The following is a 20,973-nucleotide window of genomic DNA, read 5'->3' on the forward strand; positions in this document are numbered from 1 at the left end:
ACCATCGACAGCCCGCGCTCGACGCAGATCGCTACACGATCATCCGGTTTGACGCCCAAGCCGATCAAATGATGGGCAAGCCGATTGGCTTGCTCATCGAGCTGGCGATAGCTCAGCTCGCCTTCCTCGGCGACCAGTGCAATGGCAGTGGGCGTGCGCCGTACCTGGGCCTCGAACAGCCCGTGCAGCGGTTGCGCCACGTCGTGAGGCGTTTGCGGGGCATTGGCCAGCAGTCGCCGGCGCTCATCAGGCGTCAGTACCGGTAACTGCTGCACTGGCGTGTCAGGCGCGTGCTCAAGTGCATTCAGCAACCCGTGCAGCACCTGCAGCAGTTGGTCGCAGACACGCTGCGCGCCCACCTGAGCGCTGACCTGGGCCGTCAGCCGCAGGCCGTCGCCCAGGTCGTCCACGTTGACACTCAGCGGGTAGTTGCCGTGGCCGCCGCTGGGCAGTGCCTGGATGCCTTCCAGGGCTTCGCGTTGCGCTTGCTGCTCGGGCTGGCTGGCGCCATGCCGGTAGTTGAGCATGGCACTGAACAACGGCGTCGGCGCAGCCACGCCGCTGCAACGCTGGGCCAAGGCCAACGAAGCGTGCTCGTGCACCAGCAACGCACTCAGCCGCTGGTGGGCCAGGCGCACCCCTGCACGCACGCCTAGCCCTTGCAGGTCCAGGCGCAGTGGCAAGGTATTGATGAACATGCCCAGGCCCCGATCAGCGCCGGCACCCCCTTGCAGGCGCCCCAACAGCACAGTGCCGAACACCACGCGGTCGTTGCCACTGGTGGCGGCCACCAGCCGCGCCCAGGCCAGGTGCAGCACGCTGGCAGCGCTCACGCCCAACTGCTGGGCATGGCTGCGCAGGCGCTGGTACTGCTCGGGCGCCAGTTGCACCGTGGCCAACTCGAAGGCGCTGGCCTGGCCCTGCAGGTCGGCCAGGCCATAGGGCAAGGTCGGTTCGTCGATGTCGGCCAGCTCGGCGCGGAAGAACGCTTCGTGCTCGGCCTCGCTGATGGCCAGGCGCGCCTGGGCCACGTAGTTGCGGTACGGCACGGCCGGTTGGCTGGGCTGCTGGCCGCGCAGGTGATCGCGGATTTCTTCCAGCACCACCTTCATGGCCGTGTGGTCCAAGGCGATGTGGTGGAACTGCAGGGTGGCTTCGAGGCCTTCGGTGCCTGGCTGTGGGGTCTGCAGCAGGCGGATCAGTGGGGCTTGGCTCAGGTCGAGAGGGCCGGTGGCTTCGCTGCTATTGACCAGCACCGAGCCCGGCACCCTGCGCCATACCACCTGCACCGGCTGCACCAGGCCGTCCCAGAGCACGGCGGTACGCAGGATATCGTGGCGCGCGATGACCTTGTCCAAGGCCTGGGCGAAGGCCAGCAGGCGGGCTTGGCTGTCGAATGCCACACGCCACTGCAGCAGGTACGGGTCTTCGTCTGCGGCACTCAGGTGATGGTAGAGAATGCCCTCCTGCAGCGGTGCCAACGGGTAGATGTCCTGCACGTTGGCAGCACCACCTGGCACCGTGGCGACGATGCGCTCGAGGGTACTGGCGTCCAACGTCAGCAAAGGCAGCATGGCGGGGGTAATGTGGGTGCAGCCCGCTGGAATACGGTTCTCGGGCACGCTGACCTGGCGACCTTTGCCCAGCGCGGCAGCCAGTGCAGCCACGGTGGGCTGGCCGAACAGCACCCGCACGTCGGTCTGCAGGCCCTGTTGGCGCAAGCGTTCGATCAGGGTCACAGCCAGCAGCGAGTGGCCGCCCAGCTCGAAGAAGTTGTCGTGCCGCCCTACCCGTTCCACGCCCAGCACGTCGGCCCAGACGCTGGCCATGGCCGCTTCGGTCTCGCTGGCAGGGGCTTCATAGCCCTGGCTGATCAGTTGGGCCGCGTCCGGCTCAGGCAGCGCCCGGCGGTCCAGCTTGCCATGGCTGGTCAACGGCCATTGGTCCAGGCGGATGAGCGCCTGCGGCACCATGTGCCCCGGCAAGCTGGCCTGCAGCGCGTGACGCACAGCCTCGACCGCCACCGGCACCTGTTCGGTGAACCAGGCCACCAGGCGCTCGCCGCGCACCAATACCACGGCATCGGCAATACCGGCCTGGGCCGTCAGCGCCGCCTCGATTTCACCCAACTCCACGCGCACGCCGCGGATCTTCACCTGGTCGTCATTGCGGCCGAGGTAGTCCAGCGTGCCATCGGCGTTCCAGCGCACCAGGTCGCCACTGCGATACATGCGCGCGCCAGGCTTGCGGCTGAACGGGTCGGCGAGGAAGCGCTCTTCGGTCAGTTCAGGGCGATTGAAATAGCCCCGCGCTACCTGTGCGCCGCCGATGTACAGCTCGCCCACGACGCCCACGGGCACCACTTGGCGATGGGCATCGAGCACATAGACGCGGGTATTGGCGATGGGCGTGCCAATGTGCAACGCCGCACCCGGCAAGACCTGGCCAGACGTGGCGACCACCGTGGTCTCGGTCGGCCCATAGTTGTTGACCAGGGCGAAGCCTGGATCGCGGTCGAACTGGCGCAGGCGGTCGCCACCGATCAGCAAGGTGCGCAAGGTGGGGTGTTGCCGTTCGCGGCGCAGCGCCTGTTCGGCCACCGGCGTGGGCAAGAAGCTGACCGCCAGCGGCTGCTCGAGCCACCAGTCGAGCAGTTCATCCACATGTTCATTGCCGATGTGCGCAGGTGGCAGGTGCAGCGTGGCACCGGCACACAGCGCCGGCCATACTTCCCAGGCCATGGCGTCGAAGCCAAAGCCTGCGACGCTCGAGGTACGCACACCGGCCTCCAGCGCGAAGGCCTGGCAGTGCCAGTGCACCAGGTTGGCCAGGGTGTGGTGTTCGATCATCACGCCCTTGGGCTGGCCGGTGGAGCCGGAGGTGTAGACCAAGTAGGCCAAGTGGTGCGCATCCAGCCCAGGTACGTGCGGGTTGCTGTCCAGGGCATCATCGGCGGCGGCCTGGTCGAGGTTCAGGCGGGGTATGTCAGCAGGCAGGCCGGCAATGCCCGTTTCGCTCAGCACCAGGGCGGGCGCGCTGTCGGCCAGCAGGTAGGCAATGCGTTCGGCAGGATAGCCCGGGTCGACCGGCACATAGGCAGCGCCGGCCTTGAGCACGGCCAGCAGGCCGATTACTCGCTCGGCACTGCGGCCCACGCACAATGCCACGCGGTCACCGCCGCGCACGCCGCGTGCGATCAGTTGATGCGCCAGGCGGTTGGCCCGCAGGTTCAGGTCACCATAGCTGAGTGCCTGGCCATCCTGGTTCACGGCCGTGGCATCCGGGGTCTCGGCTGCTCGGGCCTCCACCAGCGCGTGTACCGTCTGCCCTTGCGGGTAGTGCTGTGCGGTGGCGTTGAAACTGCCCAGCAGCTGTTGGCGCGCTTCGTCGCTCAGGATCGACAAGCTGTCGACCCGCGCATCCTGCCCTTGCTGTAATGCTTGCAGCAGCTGGGTGACGGCATTGACCATCCAGGCGGCGACCCGCGCCGCACCAATTCCTGAAATAGCCAGCACACTGAAGGTGAAACCTTCACCCAGGTCATTGACGCTGAGGGTCAGCGGGTAGTTGCTGCGCTCCTCGCCACCGAGCAGGCGCACACCCTCCCAGATTGCCTCGCCGGTGGCCGCGTCGGCGCTGTGCCGATAGTTGAGCAAGGCACTGAACAACGGCGCGGACGCGGCCACGCCACTGCAGCGCTGGGCCAAGGCCAGCGGCGCGTGCTCATGGCCCAGCAAGGCCGAGAGGTTGCGGTGGGTGGCGCGCACGGCGGCACGCACGGCCAGCGTGGTGTCCACCCGCAGCGGCAGGGTGTTGATGAACATCCCCAATGCCCGGTCGGCGCCCTCGCCGCCCTGCAGCCGGCCCATCAGTACCGTGCCAAACACCACATCATCGCGGTTGGCCAGCACGCCCAGTACGCGCGCCCAGGCCAGGTGCATGAGGCTGGCGGTACTGACGCCCAGTTGCCGCGCCTGGCTGCGCAAACCGTGGGCAACTTCGCCGTCCAGTGCCTGGAACGCCGTTTCGATGCCGCGGCCATCGCCCTGCACATCGGCATAACCCAGTGGCAGGGTCGATTCTTCGACATCCGCCAGCATTTCGCGGAAGAACGCCTCGTGGCCCGCCTGGTCACCCAGGCGAGCCTGGGCCACATAATTGCGGTATGGCACCGCTGCCGGCAGTGTGTGCCCCTGGCCGAACAGCAAGGCGCGCATCTCGCGGGCGACCACGTTCATGGCCGTGTGGTCGAGGGTCAGGTGATGGAACAGCAGAATCGCCACCACCTGCTGGTTGGCGGGGTCCAGGCTGTAATACAGGCGGGTCAATGGCGCCTGGGTCAGGTCCAACCGGTGGTGCCGCGCATCGAACCGGGCATGCAACTGTTCAACCCGCGCCAGGCCATCGTCATCGGCCAGGTCGTCGATTTCGCTGACCACCAACTCGGCCTTGCGCCAAACCACCTGCAGCGGCTGCGCCAGCCCTTGCCAAAGCACGGCGGTGCGCAGGATATCGTGGCGATCGATGACCTGTTGCAGCGCACCGGCCCAGGCCAGCAAGCGCTCGACACTGTCGAAGGCCAGACGGGTCTGCAGCAGGTAGGGGTCGCCCTGCTCGGCGCTCAGGTGGTGGTAGAGAATGCCTTCCTGCAGCGGGGCCAGCGGGTAAATTTCCTGCACATTGGCGGCGCCACCCGGCACCGTTGCGACGATGTCGTCGATTGCTGCCTGGTCCAGGTCGATCAGGCTGAGCATGCTCGGCGTGATGCGTTGGGCCTGCGCGGGCACCCGGTTGGCCGGCACCTTCACTTGGTGGCCGATGCCCGCCGCGCCGGCTAGGGCAGCCAGGGTCGGTTGGGCGAACAGCACCCGCACATCGATCAGCAGGCCAGCCTTGCGCACGCGCTCGACCAACGTCACCGCCAGCAGCGAGTGGCCGCCCAGTTCGAAGAAGTTGTCATGGCGCCCTACCCGCTGCACACCCAGCACATCGGCCCAGATCGCCGCCATCGTCGCTTCGGTTTCGCCCGTGGGCGCTTCGTAGGCCTGGCCGAACAACTGCGAGGTCTCTGGGTCAGGCAGCGCACGGCGGTCGAGTTTGCCATGGCTAGTCAGCGGCAGCTCATCGAGGCGCACGAACGCCAGCGGCACCATGTGCGCCGGCAAGCGGGCCTGCAGGGCCTGGCGCAAGGCGTCGAGGGCGACAGGGGCGGTCTCGGTGAACCAGGCCAGCAAACGCTCGCCCCGCACCAGCACCACGGCGGCGTCGATACCCGGCTGCGCCGCGAGGGTGGCCTCGATTTCACCCAGCTCAACCCGCACACCGCGGATCTTCACCTGGTCGTCGTTGCGGCCGAGGTAGTCGAGGGTGCCGTCGGCATTCCAGCGCACCCGGTCACCGCTGCGGTACATGCGTGCGTTGGGCTGCTCGCTGAACGGGTCGACAAGAAAAGCCTGTTCGGTCAACGCCGGGCGATTGAAGTAGCCCCGCGCCACTTGCGCGCCGCCGATGAACAGCTCACCCGCGACGCCAACCGGGACTGGCTGCAAGCCTTCGTCCAGTACATAGACGCGGGTATTGGCGATGGGTCGGCCGATGTGCAGTGCCCCGTTGGGCAAGACCTGCCCAGAGGTGGCGACCACGGTGGTTTCGGTTGGCCCGTAGTTGTTGATCAGGGCAAAGCCTGGCGCTCGCTCGAACTGGCGCAGGCGGTCCCCGCCCACCAGCAAGGTGCGCAGGGTCGGGTGCTGGTGTTCGCGACGCAGGGCTTGCTCCGCTACCGGGGTGGGCAGGAAGCTGACCTTCAGTGGCTGCAACAGCCACCAGTCGAGCAACTCATCGACATGCTCGTTGGCGATGTGCGCGGGTGGCAGGTGCAGCGTGGCCCCGGCGCACAAGGCTGGCCAGACCTCCCAGGCCATGGCGTCAAACCCGAAACCGGCCACGCTTGACGTGTGCGCATCGGCGTCCAGCGCAAAGGCCTGGCAGTGCCAATGCACCAGGTTGGCGAGCGTGTGGTGCTCGATCATCACCCCCTTGGGCTGGCCGGTGGAGCCGGAGGTGTAGACCACATAGGCCAGTTGCTGCGCGTCCAGCCTAGGTCGCTGTGGGTTGCTGTCGTGCGCAGTACAGGTGCTGATGTGGTCCAGGTCCAGGCGCGGCACCTGGGCCGGCAGCCCATTTACCGCAGTCTCGCTCACGACCAGTGCCGGGGCACTGTCAGCCAGCAGGTAGGCAATGCGCTCTGCTGGGTACGCCGGGTCCACCGGCACATAGGCCGCGCCCGCTTTAAGCACTGCCAGCAACGCAACCACGCGCCCACTGTTGCGCGGCAGGCACAGGGCCACGCGGTCCCCCACCTGAACGCCGCGTTCGATCAGCTGGTGAGCCAGTTGGTTGGCACGGCGGTTGAGTTCGTCGTAACGCAGCGCCTGGCCATCCTGCAACAGCGCAACCGCTGCTGGCGCGGTGGCGGCACGGGCCTCGACCATGGCGTGTACGGTCTGCCCCTGCGGGTAAAGCTGAGCGGTGTGGTTGAACTGTTGCAGCACCTGATCACGCTCGGCAGGCGGCAATACCTGCAACCCTTGCAGCGCTGCCGCGGGGGTGTGTTCCAGGGCGTCGACCAGGCTTGCCAACACCTGTTCGAACTGCGCGCACAGGCGTGACGCGCTCCACGCCGGCAGGCTCTGCACGGTCAGGCGCAGCGCATCACCCAGGTCGTCGACGCTGACAGTCAGCGGGTAATCGGTGCGTTCCTCGGCGCCGACGATATCGATGCCAGCAGCCACCGGGATGATCTCGGCGGCATCACCGGCGTCACTGTGCCGGTAGTTGAGCAGACTATTGAACAGCGGCGCCGGCGCGGCCACACCGCTGCAGCGCTGGGCCAGGGCCAGCGACGCCTGTTCGTGGCCGAGCAAGGCGCTGAGCCGTCGGTGGGTGGCCAGCAGGGCGTCACGCACGCTGGTTGGGCCCAGGTCGATGCGCAACGGCAGGCTGTTGATGAACATCCCCAGCGCCTGCTCGCTGCCGTCGCCGGTGGTCATGCGGCCCAGCAGCACGCTGCCGAACACCACCTGCTGGCGGCCCGACAGTTGCCCGATCAACCGGCCAAAGCCCAGGTGCAACACGCTTGCCGGGCTCACGCCGAGTTGCCGGGCCTGGCTGCGCAGGCGCTGGCTGAGCGTAGGCGGCAGGGTCAGGCGTGCTTGCTCCAGTTGCACGTCACCTTTGTCCTGCAGGCCGAAGGCAAGCGTGGGCTCATCGATGTCGCTCAGCATCTCGCGGAAGAAGCGCTCATGGGCGTCCTCATCCAGTGCCTGGCGAGCGGCGGCCAGCACATTGCGAAACGGCATGGGGGCCGCCAGTCGGTCGGACTGGCCGGCGATGTGCGCCTGGATTTCGCGGCGCACGATATCCAGGGCGGTATGGTCCATCACCACGTGGTGGAACATCAGCAGCGCCACCCACGTAGTGCCCTCGCCTTGCGCGTGCATCAGTTGCATCAGCGGTGCCTGGCGCAGGTCGAGACGATACTGTCGCGGGTCGAAGCGCGCGCACAGCTCGGCAAGGGCTGTGCTGCCAGCGACTGGCACGGCTTCGCGGACCAGCGTCGCCTCGTGCCAGACCACTTGCACCGGTTGATCGAGGTATTCCCAGTGCAGCGCGGTGCGCAGGATGTCATGGCGTTGGATCACCCACTGCAGCGCCTCGGCGAAGGCTTCCAGGTGGGTTTTGCTGGCGAAGCGCAGTTGCACCTGCGACAGGTACGGGTCGCCCTCGGTGGCGGACAGGTGGTGGTACAGCATGCCCTGCTGCAGCGGGGCCAACGGGTAGATGTCCTGAACGTTGGCTGCGCCGCCCGGCACGCTGGCGACGATGCGGTCGATGGTTTCCTGGTCCAGCGTGACCAGCGGCAGCATGTCGGGGGTGATCCGGAAGGCCGGGCTGAGCCAGTCGTCATCGCGTTCGGCGAGCATCTCCAGCAACGCCGGCTTGTGCCGTGACAACGCCTCCCACAAGCTGTCGTCCAGGGTATCGTCATCGCCGAGGACGATCAGGTCCTGGTCTTCACGCTGGAGTCGGATCGCACGGGTGGAAAGAGCAGCCATCAGTTCGCTGAAGTGCATCGGTAAGCATCCTGCTTTGCCTGGAATGGGAATCGTGGACACGCTAAAGGATCGTGACCGGTCGGTCTGACATGGGAAGCGGGGACAATTTCGGATAGCGCCATCGCCGGCAAGCCAGCTCCCACAGGTGCGGCGCTAGCCTTGGAGGCTAAACAGTTCGGGTGAGAGCAACTGTCTTGCGCAATTTCTGAAAAAGGAACGCATTACGTGGGAGCGGGCTTGCCCCGCGAACACCGGCGAAGCCGGTGCCATGCACCGCGTAGCCCCATTCGCGGGACAAGCCCGCTCCCACCTGAACTGTGTAGCCTCCAAGTCTAGCGCCGCACCTGTGGGGCTTGCCGGCGATGGGCCGCAACGCGGCCCCGGCGATCTTAGATGCGCCTGCGTTTACCCAGGCTGGGAATGGTGGTCTGCGGTATCACCACCTCGACCTGCTCGAGGCGGGTGCTGGCGGCCAGCGCAGCCAGGGTCGGCTGGCTGAACAAGGTGCGGGCATCCACATGCAACCCGGCCTGGCGCATGCGTGCCACCAGGCTGACCGCCAGCAGCGAGTGGCCGCCCAGTTCGAAGAAGTTGTCGTCACGCCCAACCTGCTCGATCTTCAGCACATCGGTCCAGATCTCGGCCAGCGCGGTTTCCAGCTCGCCACGCGGGGCCTGGTACTGGCGGCTGATCACCGACTCGGCCCCAGGCGCTGGCAAGGCCTTGCGGTCGACCTTGCCGTTGTTGCTCAACGGCAGCTCGGCCAGGGCCACGAACGCCTGCGGCACCATGTAATCGGGCATGCGCGCCAGCACGTGGCTGCGCAGCACCTCAAGCGCGGGTGCGCTGCTGCCCTCGCGGCAGGTGAAGTAGGCCACCAGGCGCTCTTCGCGCATCAGCACCACGGCCTGCCCGATGGCCGGGTGCGCCGTCAGCGACGCTTCGATTTCCCCCAGCTCGACCCGCAACCCACGCAGCTTGACCTGGAAATCGTTGCGGCCGACAAAGTCCAGCTCACCGTCCAGGCGGTAGCGCACCAAGTCGCCGGTGCGGTACAGGCGGTCGCCCTCGACGAACGGGCTGGCGATGAAGCGCTCAGCCTGCAATGCCGGCAACCCGAGGTAGCCGCGGGCCACGCCGACCCCGCCAATGTGCAACTGGCCCACCGCGCCGAGTGGCACCGGGCGGTCATGCGCATCGAGCACATACAGGCGGGTATTGGCGATCGGCCGGCCGATCGGCGGCGCGATCAACGGCAGCGGTTCGTGCGGCTGCAGGGTCCAGGCGGTGCTGTCTACCGTCGCTTCGGTCGGGCCATAGACGTTGTGCAGGCGCACCGTGGGCAGACATTCGCGCAGGCGTTGTACCAGCGCCAATGTCAGTTCACCGCCGCCGCAGAAGATGTCCGTCAGGCTAGTGCAACGCTCAACACCCGGCTCTTCCAGAAACTGATGCAGCAGCGCCGGGACGAATTTGATCGTGGTCACCTGCCTGGCCTGCACCAACTGCACCAGGTACGCCGGGTCACGGTGCCCATCCGGGCGCGCCAGGACCAGGCGCAAACCGGCGGTCAGCGGCCAGAACAGCTCCCAGACCGAACCGTCGAAGGTGAACGGCGCCCGTTGCAGCAAGGCATCGCCCGGGCGTGGCGGGCAGATGCGCGAACCCCAGTGCATCAGGTTGCACAGGCCACGGTGCTCGACCATCACCCCCTTCGGGGTGCCGGTGGAGCCCGAGGTGTACATCACATAGGCCAACTGCCTCGGGCCCAGGCCCGGCACTTGCGGGTCGGCTGCCGAGCAGGCGTGCCAATCGCCCCGGTCAAGGTCAAGCACAGGGCCTGGCATTGGCTCGAACAGGCCCAGGGTAGCGCCGTGCACCAGCACCACCGACGGCGTGCTGTCTTCCAGCATGAAGCGCAGCCGCTCGGCCGGGTAAGCGGGGTCGAGTGGCACGTAGGCGCCGCCGGCCTTGAGCACGCCCAGCAAGGCGACCATCAGTGCAACGCCACGTTCGACACAAACCGCCACCCGCGCATCGGGCTTAACACCCAGGGCGATCAGGTGGTGGGCCAGGCGGTTGGCCTGGGCGTTGAGGGCCTGGTAATCGAGGCAGCCGTCCTCAGCCTGCAGCGCGATGGCATGGGGTGTACGCCGCACCTGGGCCTGGAACAGCGCCGGCAAGGTCTGCCTGACCGGGCTTTGCGGGTCTTCGGTGGCGTTGAAACCCTGCAGCAAGCGGTGCAGCTCGCCGTCTGGCACCGCGCACAGTGCATCCAGGCGCGTGCTGCGGCGCTCGGCCAGGGCATTGCCCAGTTGGCGCAAGGTGGTCAACAGGTAGTTCAGCACCCGCTGCGCGCCAATCGCACGCGGCGCGCGCAGGGCGAACTGTAGCCCGTCGGCATGGTCGTCCACCGTGAGGACCAGGCCATGGCTGTGCACTTCACTGGCTTCGGCCAGCTCTACGCCCAGCAATACCGGACCGAGCATTACTGCCCCTTGGCGGTAGTTGATCAGGCTGTTGAACAGCGGCGTGCCGGCGGGCAAGCCACTGCACTGCTGGGCGAGGATCAGCGGCGCATCTTCATGGCCAAGCAAGGCCGCCAGCCGCGCGTGGGTCTCGCTCAGCGCCTGGTCGACCGAGCGATTGGCCAGGCCTACCCGTAAGGGCACGCTGTTGATGAACATGCCCAGGGCACGATCAGCGCCGTCGCCAGCCATGCTGCGGCCCAGCAACACGGTACCCAGGGTGACCTCATCACGCCCTCCGAGGGCGCCAAGCACCTGAGCCCAGGCCAGGTGCAGCAGGCTGGCCAGGCTCGCGCCATGGTGCCGGGCCTGAGCGCGCAACTGGCCTGCCAGCGGCGCATCGATCACCTGGCTGTGGCTGTGCAGGTCACCCTCGTCGACCGGCTCGCCACCCAGCCCGGCAATCGGCGCTGGCGGCTCAACGCCAGCCAGTTGCTCGCGGAAGAAGGCTTCGTGCCGGGCCTGGCGCTCGGGGGCAGCGCTTAGCGCCACGTAGTCACGATACGGCACAGGTGCCGGCAACGGCTCGCCGCGCCCAGCCATGAAGGCGTCCAGCTCGCCCAACAGCACCTGCAGCGAAACAGCATCGTTGACCAAGTGGTGGAAGCGCAGCAAGCCCAACCAACGCCCGTGCTGGGCATCCTCGGCGCAGGCCAGCGCCATCATCGGTGCCTGGCGCAGGTCCAAGGGCCGTTGCTGGGGGTCGAAGTGGCTGCGCATTTGCCCGGCAATGTTGCCTGCGTGTGCCTCCCCCACCCAGTTGTCGACCGTCAGAAGGGCCTGGCGCCAGACCACCTGCTGGGGCTGTTCTAGCCCCTCCCAGGCCAGGCTGGTGCGCAAGATGTCGTGACGGCCGACCACCTGCTGCAACGCTTCGGTGAAGGCCTCTAACTGCATGCGGCTGGCAAAGGTAAACAAAGCCTGTTGCTGGTACGGGTCGCGAGCATCGGTGACGTGGTGGTAAAGCAGGCCTTGTTGCAGGGGCGCCAGCGGATAGATTTCCTGCACGTTGCCTGCGCCCCCCGGCACCGTGGAAACGATGCGGTCGATATCAACCTGCGACAGTTCGCTGAGGGTGAGCATGCCCGGCGTGATGTGCTGGCACCCTGGCGGAACCCGGCTGGCCGGCACGCGCGCGGCTTCGCCGACCACTACGCTGGCCGCAAGGCTGGCCAGGGTCGATTGGCCGAACAGTACCTGTACATCGGCTTGCATGCCCTGCTGGCGCATGCGCTCGATCAGTTGCACGGCCAGCAGCGAGTGGCCGCCCAGCTCGAAGAAGTGGTCCTGGCGCCCTACCCGCTCGACCTGCAGCAATTCGGCCCACAGCAAGGCCAGGCGTTGCTCGACGTCGCCGATCGGCGCCTCGTGCTCGCGACGCACCTTGGCGGCTTCGTCCGCTGTCGGCAAGGCACGGCGGTCGAGTTTGCCATTGGCAGTCAATGGCCAACTGGCCAGGTTGACATAGGCCACCGGCAACAAAGCGACTGGCAGGCGTTTGCGCAAGTGGTCATGCAGCGCCCTGGGCTCCACCGCCGCCTCGCCAATGAACCAAGCCTGCAACTGGCCTTCGCGCAGCATCACCACACACTCGCGCACCGCCGCATGGCTGGCCAGGGCAGCTTCGATTTCGGCCAGTTCAACCCGCACACCGCGGATTTTCACCTGGTCGTCATTGCGCCCGAGGTACTCCAGCGTGCCATCGGGCAGCCAGCGCACCAGGTCGCCCGTGCGGTACATGCGTGCCCCTGGCAGCGCACTGAACGGGTCGTCGAGAAAACGCTCGGCGGTCATCTGCGGCCGGTTGAGGTAACCCCGGGCCACCCCCTGGCCGCCCACATACAATTCGCCTGGGGCGCCGATCGGCAGCAGGCGGCACTGCTCATCGAGGACGTACACCTGGGTGTTGGCCACCGGGCGGCCGATATGCAGCGGACCGCCGGCGTTTACTTCGCCCGACGTCGCCACCACCGTGGCTTCGGTGGGGCCATAGTTGTTGATGACCCGGTAGCGCCGCTCGCGGGCCAGGCGCCGCAGGCGGTCGCCGCCAATCAGCAGGGTCTGCAAGGTTGGGTGCAGCTCGCCCTGGGCGAAGGCATGCTCAGCCACCGGGGTGGGCAGAAAGCTGACATCCAGCGGCTGGGCGCGCCACCAACTGAGCAAGGCGTCGATGTCTTCAGCACCGTCACGCACCGGTGCCAGGTGCAAAGTAGCGCCACTGCACAGCGCGGGCCACACCTCCCAAGCCATGGCGTCAAAGCCGAAGCCGGCCAGGCTCGACTGGTGGCGCCCGGGACCCAGGTTGAAGGCACTGCAGTGCCAGTCGACCAGGTTGGCCAGCATGTGGTGCTCGACCATCACGCCCTTTGGCTGGCCGGTGGAGCCGGAGGTGTAGATGACATAGGCCAGGTCGCTCGCTTGCGGCTGCACAGCCGCTGGCATTGCGGCGGTTGCCGTGTTCCAGTCCCAGCGGTCCAACACGATTTGTGGCAGGCCATGGGGCGGAAGGCGGTCGAGCAGCCGCGACTGGGTCAGCACCACGGCCGGCGCGCTGTCTTGCAGCAGATAGGCCAGGCGCTCCTGCGGGTGGGCTGGGTCGATCGGCACGTAAGCGGCCCCGGCCTTGAGCACGGCCAGCAGGCCGACCAAGGTGTCCAGGCCGCGCTGGGCGACCACCGCAACCCGCTGGTCAGGTTTGGTGCCAAGGGCTGCCAGGTGCCGGGCCAGCGCGTCGGCACGCCGGTCGAGTTCGCCATAGCTCAGGCGCTGGCCGTCGTGCAGCGCTGCCACGGCGTGTGGCGTGGCGTTGGCCTGGGCTTGGATACGACGATGGATCAACGCCTCAACCTGTTCAGGCGCTGCTTGCGCCGTCGCATTCCACTGCCGCAGGCGGGCGTGCTCGCGGGCGGTCAGCAGGTCGAACGCCGCGATGCTTTGTTCGGGCTGCTCCAGGCCTTGCTCCAGCACATGCAGCAGGCGCTCGGCCAACGCTGTCACGTCCTCTTCACTGAACCAGGCGCGGTTGTGCACCAGGTGCAGGCACGCGCTGTCGCGTTGGCTGTTGCAGCGCAGGTGGATGCTCAAGGGCGTGGGCTCGTGGCCATTGCAGACCATCACCGTGTGGCCGGGCACGTCACCGAAGCGCAGGTCGTTGCCATCCTCCTCGAACGACACCATCAGCTCGAACAGGTGCGGCCGCTCTTCACGCAATGCACCAAGGCTGCGATTGAGTTCGCTAAGGGCGAAACGCTGATGGCGAAAGTCTTGCTTGAGCGCATCGCGGATCCCCTGTACCAGCGCGCTGAACGAGCGTTCACGGCCAAAGTCCATGCGCAGTGCGCTGACTTGGGTAAACAGCCCCAGGGTCGACTTGAACTGGGCGTTGCCACGGTTGCGCACCGGCAGGCCGACTACCCACTCGTCACGCTGCCAGGTACGTGCGCTGCACACATGCAACGCCGCCAGCAGCACATGGAAGGGCGAGGCCTGCAGCGTGGTGCCGAGGGCCCGCATACGTGCCAGCAAGCGGGTATCGAAGGGCTGTTCGAGTACCGCACTGGGCGGCGACACGTGCTGCGCATTGCGCTCGCGGGGTGCCAGCAAGGCATCGGGTAGCTGCTGGTACTTGGCCAGCCAGTAATCGCGGTCGCGGTCATGGCGTGGCGAACCCTGGTACTGGGCATCGTCCTCGATGAACGCGCGGTAAGACGGGGCGCTGTCTGGCAATGCCAGCCCTTGTTCAAGCAGGCGATAATGGTCGGCGATCTGCTTGAACCACTGGTCCACGCCCCAGCCATCGAGAATCAGGTGATGGGCCTGCACGGCAAACAGGTACCGCTGCTCGCCCAGGCGGATCAATGTCGCCCCCCACAGTGGGCTGGCATCCAGGCGGTAGGGTGTCTGCATCTGTGTTTGCAACAGGCCTTGGGCAGCGCCGAACGGGTCATCCGCGCTGCGGACATCGTGCTGCACCAGCGGCACATCGAGGGCCTCGGCAAAGTACTGGCGGGCTACCCCACCCTGGCCCGCGTGCGTCACCAGCACGGTGCGCAGGCCATCATGCTGGGCGACCAGGTGTGCCAGTGCCCGGTTTAGCCGCTCGGCATCCACCCCGCCGGCCAGTTCGACGTACGCGCCGATGTTGTACAGCGGCGAGTCGCCGTGGCTGATCTGGTCCAGCCAGATGTCGCGCTGGGCAACGGTCAGGGCAAAGGTTTGGGCGGCAGGCATGGTTCGGCAGGTCCTTCTGGTTGATCATCCGCGGATTCAAGCACCCTACCTTCAGGCTGTATGGCCCCCGAAACCCGGACACGCACCGGGCCTGTCGATGGCTGCTGAAAAACATGTAGGAGATTTGCCACAGCGGCTGCCCGGTTTGGCCTACGCCAGGGTCCATCGGTCGTGATCAGGCCTTGATCGCCACGCTTCTGACGTCAATTGGCTGGCTGATCCGTTCATGTGCAGCGTCTCGCCTGTAAGTGCCCTGCCCCACTGATCCGTAATCGGTGGCACTTTCTGTCCCTGTTTTCCATTACAGACGCGGCCCCCAGGCCGGGCTTGAATACCGCCACAAACCACTCGCCACCCGGAGGACTCGCCAGCGACACCACCCGCCGTAACGCTTTGGATCAAGGATGACAACGCTATGAAGCTGACCGACAGCCTCGAACACCGCCCCGACCCCCAGCTGTATCTGCAACTTGGCGAATTGATCGCCAGTACCGGCGCCGAGGGCTTTGCCGAACAGATGTTGCACCTGGTCGATGCCCAAGTGCCGATCCACAGGCTCGACCTCAGCGAATGGACCCTCGACCCACACGGCGCCAGCATCAGCCGCATCAGGGTACTCGGCAGCGCCGGCCCTGCACCTGAACAGCCCGGTGTCGACCCTCTGCGCCACCCACTGCTGCAGAGCATCATGCAGATGAAGGACCCGCTGCTGATCGAATTCAAGGCCCCTCCGGACACCGACCACCCGCGCCACAGCGCCCACCAGTGCAACTTGGTGTCTTGCAGCGGTGCCCGGCGCTGGGTCATCTGCTTTCACCGCCTGCCCAGCCAGCGGGGCTTTTCGTTGAGTGAGTTGTCGCAGTTGAAAAGCCTGTCCGACACCTTGCTGCCCCTAGTCGAGCACCACGGCCAGTTGCTCAACCAAGGGGCCGCGCGGCAGGCCGGGTCGCCGCTGTGCGATCTGCAGGCGGGCGCGTTACGCCACTCCTTTGGCGAACGGCTGGTGCAGGAAGCCGTGCGGCTTTCGACGCGTGAGCAGGAGGTCTGCCTGGGCCTGCTGACGGGCGGCACGGTGCCAGAAATGGCGCAGCGGCTTAACGTGAAAAACAGCTCGATCGAAACCTACCTCAAGCGCGCCACCGCCAAGCTGGGGGTCAGTGGCCGCCATGGGCTGACCAAATGGATGGCAGGCGCCTGACTCTGCGAGACCCTCTGATGCCCCGACCCAGCCTTATCCTGTGCGCGGCGCTGTTGTGCGGCTGTTCGTTGGCCCCTGACTACCAGCGCCCGGACCCCCCCGTCGCCACCCAGTACCCGCAGGGGCCGGCCTACGCCGGCGATGTGCAGAAGCACCCGGCCGTCGAGGACTGGCGCCAGGTGTTCCACGACCCGATCCTGCGCCAACTGATCGACAGCGCCCTGGCCAATAACCGCGACCTGCGCAGCGCGGCGCTCAATGTCGAAGCCTACCGCGCCCAATACCGCATTCAGCGCGCCGAGCTGTTGCCAAAAGTCTCGGCCAATGGCCAGGGGCAACGCCAGTACCTGCCGCGGCGCATGACCGGTACCGACCAGGGCATGATCAGTTCCACCACTGCTGCGACGCTAGGCGTGAGTGCTTATGAACTGGACCTGTTCGGTCGCCTGCGCAGCCTCAGTGACCAAGCGCTGTTGACTTACCTGGCCAGCGACCAGGCCCGGCGCAGCACCCAATTGAGCCTGGTGGCCAGTGTCGCCAGCGTGTACCTGACCTGGCGTGCCGACCAGGAACTGCTGACGCTGGCCAACGAAACCCTGGCCGCGGACGAGCGCAGCCTGCGCCTGACCGTCAACCAGCGCCGCGCCGGCACAGTGTCGGCACTGGACCAGATCCAGGCGCGGACCAGCGTCGACAGTACCCGGGCGGCCGTCGCCCGTTACAAACGCCAAGTCGCCCAAGACCTCAACCAACTGACGGTACTGGTCGGCGCCCCTGTGGCCGACGGCCTCGGCGCCTTGCCGCTGGCCGACGAACAGATCGCCGGTTTGCAAGCCGGGCTGCCGTCAGACCTGCTGCAACGCCGCCCCGACATCCTCCAGGCCGAATACCAGCTGCGTGCGGCCAACGCCGATATTGGCGCCGCGCGTGCGGCGTTTTTCCCGAGCATCAGCCTGACCGCCAATGCCGGCAGTACCAGCCCGGCGCTCAGTGGGCTGTTCGATGCAGGGTCAGGGACCTGGCTGTTCCAACCACAAATCAACCTGCCGATCTTCACCGCCGGCAGCCTGCGTGCCAGCCTGGACTATGCCCAGTTGCAGAAAGACATTCAGGTAGCGCAGTACGAAAAAGCAATCCAAAGCGCCTTTCAGGAAGTGGCCGACGGCTTGGCGGCGCGGGCGACTTACCAGCGGCAATTGCAGGCGCAACGCGACTTGGTGGCCTCCAACCAGCGTTACTACAACCTTGCTGAACACCGCTACCGGATCGGCGTGGACAGCAGCCTGACCTTTCTCGACGCGCAGCGCTCGTTGTTCAGTGCCCAGCAGGGGCTGATCAATGACCGCCTGGCGCAGTTGGTGGCAGAGGTGAATCTGTACGCGGCGTTGGGTGGCGGGTGGAAAGAGGCCGCTGACACCCAGGCTCCGTCTGCGGCAAGCGCAAGCGAAGCGGCGCCCAAGGGTGCCTACGTGGGTCTAGACTGAACAGGGCCAGATCACCAGGCATGAACCGGGGGGCTTCCACACGCGGAGGTGTGAGATGAGCCAGTTCAAGCGTTTGTTCGTCATGCTCGGCCCGCAGATGCGCCACACGCCGGCTCTGCAACGCGCGGCGGCGTTGGCAGAGTCAAGCGGTGCGCTACTCGATATCAACGTATTCGTCGACGATGTCGACACTTTCGGTTTGATGAGCGATGGCCGGGAGCGTGAACGGCTGCTCAGCGACAATCGCCAGTGGCTGGCCGATGAAGCCGAGCAGATGGCCGACGCCGGCCTGGATGTGTCCACCGAACTGCTGTTGACCCGCGACCCATTGACCAGCGTGCTCGAGCGCATCGAACGCCTGGGCTGCGACCTGCTGATCAAGGACGTGCAGCACGAACCGGTGCTCAAACGCTTGCTGGTGACACCGCTGGACTGGCAGTTGCTCAAGGACAGCCCGGTCGCCGTGCACCTGGTCAGTGATATCCGCCTGCCCCTGCCCAAGCAGATTGCCGCCGCTGTGGACCTGAACAGCCATGGCGCCGGTGAACACCTCGACGAGCAGGTCATTCACAGCGCCCATGCGCTGGCGCTGCAGTGCAATGCCGAACTGCACCTGCTGCATGTGTGCGACGCGGCCAAGACCCACATCGCCGACTTCGGTGCGGGCACCGTCACCATGCCTGGCTTCGATGGCAGTGTGCGAGCTGCGCAACGGTCAGCATTCAACCGGTTGGGCGACCATCACCAGGTGCCCTTGGAGCGCAGGCATTTCGTCGAGGGGCCAGCGATTCGTGCGATTGCCCAGTTCGTCAGCCATAGCCGGGTCGATGTGATCGTCATGGGCAGCCACCGCCACGACGCCATGCAGACCTTCCTGGGCGGTACCACGGCACATGTGCTGGAGCATCCGCTGTGCAATGTGCTGGCGATCAAGGCGATGCATTAATCGGCGAACTGCCTGTCCCGGTAGGAGCAGCCTTGTGCTGCGAAGAGGCCTGTTCCAGCAACAGATAGGTATTGGGGTTTACGGCCTCTTCGCAGCACAAGGCTGCTCCTACCGGGATCGCGTATGGGCGGAGACTGAGCTTGGAGTTTGGCACGCGCGCTCCATTTAAAAAGAATGCATTTGATAATGATTCGTAGTAGTGTCGCGACACTTTCTACCCCTCCCCCTAGCGCCCCACTCCAGGATCGTACCGTCGATGCGTCGCACGTTCGTTTCGCTTTGTGTGCTTCATGCTGTCTCCCCGTTGGCCTGGGCTGAGCCCGAATCGCCCAGCGACCCCGCCCGGATCGAACTCCAGGCCTTGAGTATCACCGGTACTGCCGACAGTGAGCGTGCCGATGGCCCGGTCGTCGGCTACAAGGCCAGCCGTTCGGCAAGCGCCACGCGCACCGACACCGCCCTGCACGAAACCCCGCAATCGGTCAGCGTGGTCCCCAAGGACGTGCTCGAAGACACCGGCGCCACGCGGCTGCAAGATGGCCTGGACTACGCCGGCGGCGTTGGCCGCGCCAACAACTTTGGCGGCCAGGGCCTGACCACGTTCACAGTGCGTGGCTTTACCACGGGCGAGTTCTACCGCAATGGCTTCCCGATCAACCGCGGCTACCCCAACGCCCCCGACGCCAACACCGTCGAACGCCTTGAAGTGATCCGCGGCCCAGCCACCAGCCTGTATGGGCGTGGCGACCCTGGTGGCACCTTCAACGTGGTCAGCAAGCAACCGCTGGCTGAACGCAAGGTCACCCTGGGCAGCCAGATCGACGACCAAGGCATGCACCGCGCCACCCTCGATGCCACCGGCCCGCTGAATGAGGACGGCTCGCTCGCTTACCGGTTGAACATGCTTGGCGAAGGTGGCGAGAGCTTTCGCGATGATGTCGAGAGCGAGCGCTACGACGTGGCGCCCGTGGTCAGCTGGCAGGTCAACGACAGCACCAGAATCGTCTTCGAAGGCGACTTCATGCGCAACAACCACCCACTGGACCGCGGCCTGACCCGCTATGCCACCCAGACCGGCAGCGCCTCGCGCGACACCTACATCTGGGAGAAAGGCAGCGACAACGTGCTGCACAACGACAACAACATGGCCCAGGTGCGCTTCGAGCACCTGCTCAATGACAACTGGACGTTGGGGGGCGGGTTCCAGTTTCTCGATGGCTCGCTCAAGGGCAACGCGGTGGAGGCCAACGGCGCACCCGCTGACGGGCGTACCCTGCAGCGCAACTTCAACTACCGCAAACTGGAATGGACTGACCGTGACTGGCAGTTGAACCTTACCGGGCATTTCGACACCGGTGGTTTCAGCCACACCCTGCTGACCGGCATCGAGTACGAAAACTACGATTACAACTCGATCATCCAGCGTTCCTCGGCAGCCGTCGGCACCTACCCCATCGATATCTACGACCCGGTGCTCGGCCAGCCAAGGCCCGCGTTGACACGCACCACCACCTGGGACAAGGAAAACCTGCAGACCTGGGCCTTCTTCATTCAGGACCAGGTGGCGTTGACCGAGCGCCTCAAAGCGTTGGCCGGCATCCGCTTCGAGCGCTTCGAGCACGACTATGACGACAAGCTGGTCGACACCCGTGACTTCAGCAAAGGCGAGAACGGCGTCACCCCGCGCGTTGGCCTGATCTACGACCTGACCGACACGGTGGCGGTCTATGCCAACACGGCGCGTTCATTCAAGCCCAACAGTGGCGCCCCTGCCGGGGGCGGCAGTTTCGACCCGGAGAAGGGTAAATCCTACGAGCTGGGCGTGAAGTGGGAAGCGCTCGATCGCCAACTGAGCATTGATGCGGCGGTGTACCACATCGTCAAGGAAAACGTGCTGGCACGCGACCCCAACGACCCCACCGGGGTCTACAGCATCGCTGCGGGTGAGGTGCGCAGCCGCGGGCTGGACATCAACATTGCGGGCAACATCACCCCTGAGTGGCGCGTGATCGGTGGCTACGCCTATGTCGATGCCGAAGTGACCAAGGACACCAGCTTGCCTACCGGCACCCACCTGGCCAACATCCCGCGCAACAGTTTCAGCCTGCTGAACACTTACGAATTCCAGGACGGCGCGGTCAAAGGCCTTGGATTGGGTGTTGGCCTGAAATACGTGGATGATCGCGCCGGCCAGACAGCCGTGACGACCTACACCATGGAGCGCTACAGCGTGGTTGACCTGCTCAGCTTCTACAAGGTCAATGAACACGTGCGGCTGAACTTGGATGTGAAGAACGTCTTCAACAAGGGTTATGACGAAGGGGCGTTCAACAACTACGTGTACCCGGGCGCACCGCGAACGGTGCAGGCCGGGGTTTCGTACACCTTCTAGCTGACTGTAGGAGCAGCCTTGTGCTGCGAAGAGGCCGGTACCGACAACATATATGCAGTGCCAGTACCGGCCTCTTCGCAG

At 66.0% G+C, this 20,973-nt stretch carries 6 protein-coding genes (1 of these 6 only partly in view); 4 read left to right on the plus strand and 2 right to left on the minus strand.

The features are described from left to right. Positions 1-8,132, minus strand: partial view of a non-ribosomal peptide synthase/polyketide synthase gene (locus GIB19_RS24785; protein ID WP_274888383.1) — the 5' end (the start) only. Its footprint begins 14,200 nt before the window's first position; 8,132 of the gene's 22,332 nt are visible here — the first part of the coding sequence; it begins with the start codon at positions 8,130-8,132; its stop codon lies off the left edge, out of view. Positions 8,133-8,503: 371 nt separating this feature from the next. Continuing rightward, on the minus strand, positions 8,504-14,872 hold the full coding sequence (locus tag GIB19_RS24790) for a non-ribosomal peptide synthetase (RefSeq protein ID WP_274888384.1): 6,369 nt from the start codon (positions 14,870-14,872) through the stop codon (positions 8,504-8,506). Positions 14,873-15,287: 415 nt separating this feature from the next. On the opposite strand from GIB19_RS24790, the gene GIB19_RS24795 reads away from it, so the two are divergent. The 4 genes from GIB19_RS24795 (at position 15,288) to GIB19_RS24810 (ending at position 20,892) form a co-directional block, all read left to right on the plus strand. Beyond that, entirely contained in the window at positions 15,288-16,070 is a 783-nt protein-coding gene (locus GIB19_RS24795) for a helix-turn-helix transcriptional regulator (protein ID WP_274888385.1), read from the plus strand. A gap of 17 nt (positions 16,071-16,087) precedes the next feature. Next, positions 16,088-17,554: an efflux transporter outer membrane subunit gene (locus tag GIB19_RS24800; RefSeq protein ID WP_274888386.1), complete on the plus strand. Its 1,467-nt coding sequence runs from the start codon at positions 16,088-16,090 to the stop codon at positions 17,552-17,554. A gap of 55 nt (positions 17,555-17,609) precedes the next feature. After that, positions 17,610-18,500 carry a universal stress protein gene (locus GIB19_RS24805; protein WP_099429421.1) on the plus strand — a complete coding sequence of 297 codons (891 nt, stop codon included), beginning with the start codon at positions 17,610-17,612 and terminating at the stop codon, positions 18,498-18,500. A gap of 256 nt (positions 18,501-18,756) precedes the next feature. Then, positions 18,757-20,892, plus strand: coding sequence for a TonB-dependent siderophore receptor (locus GIB19_RS24810; protein WP_274888387.1), 2,136 nt, complete (start codon positions 18,757-18,759; stop codon positions 20,890-20,892). Positions 20,893-20,973: the final 81 nt, after the last annotated feature.

The sequence above is a fragment of the Pseudomonas sp. ITEM 17296 genome, from assembly GCF_028895205.1.
GTDB lineage: Bacteria > Pseudomonadota > Gammaproteobacteria > Pseudomonadales > Pseudomonadaceae > Aquipseudomonas > Aquipseudomonas kermanshahensis.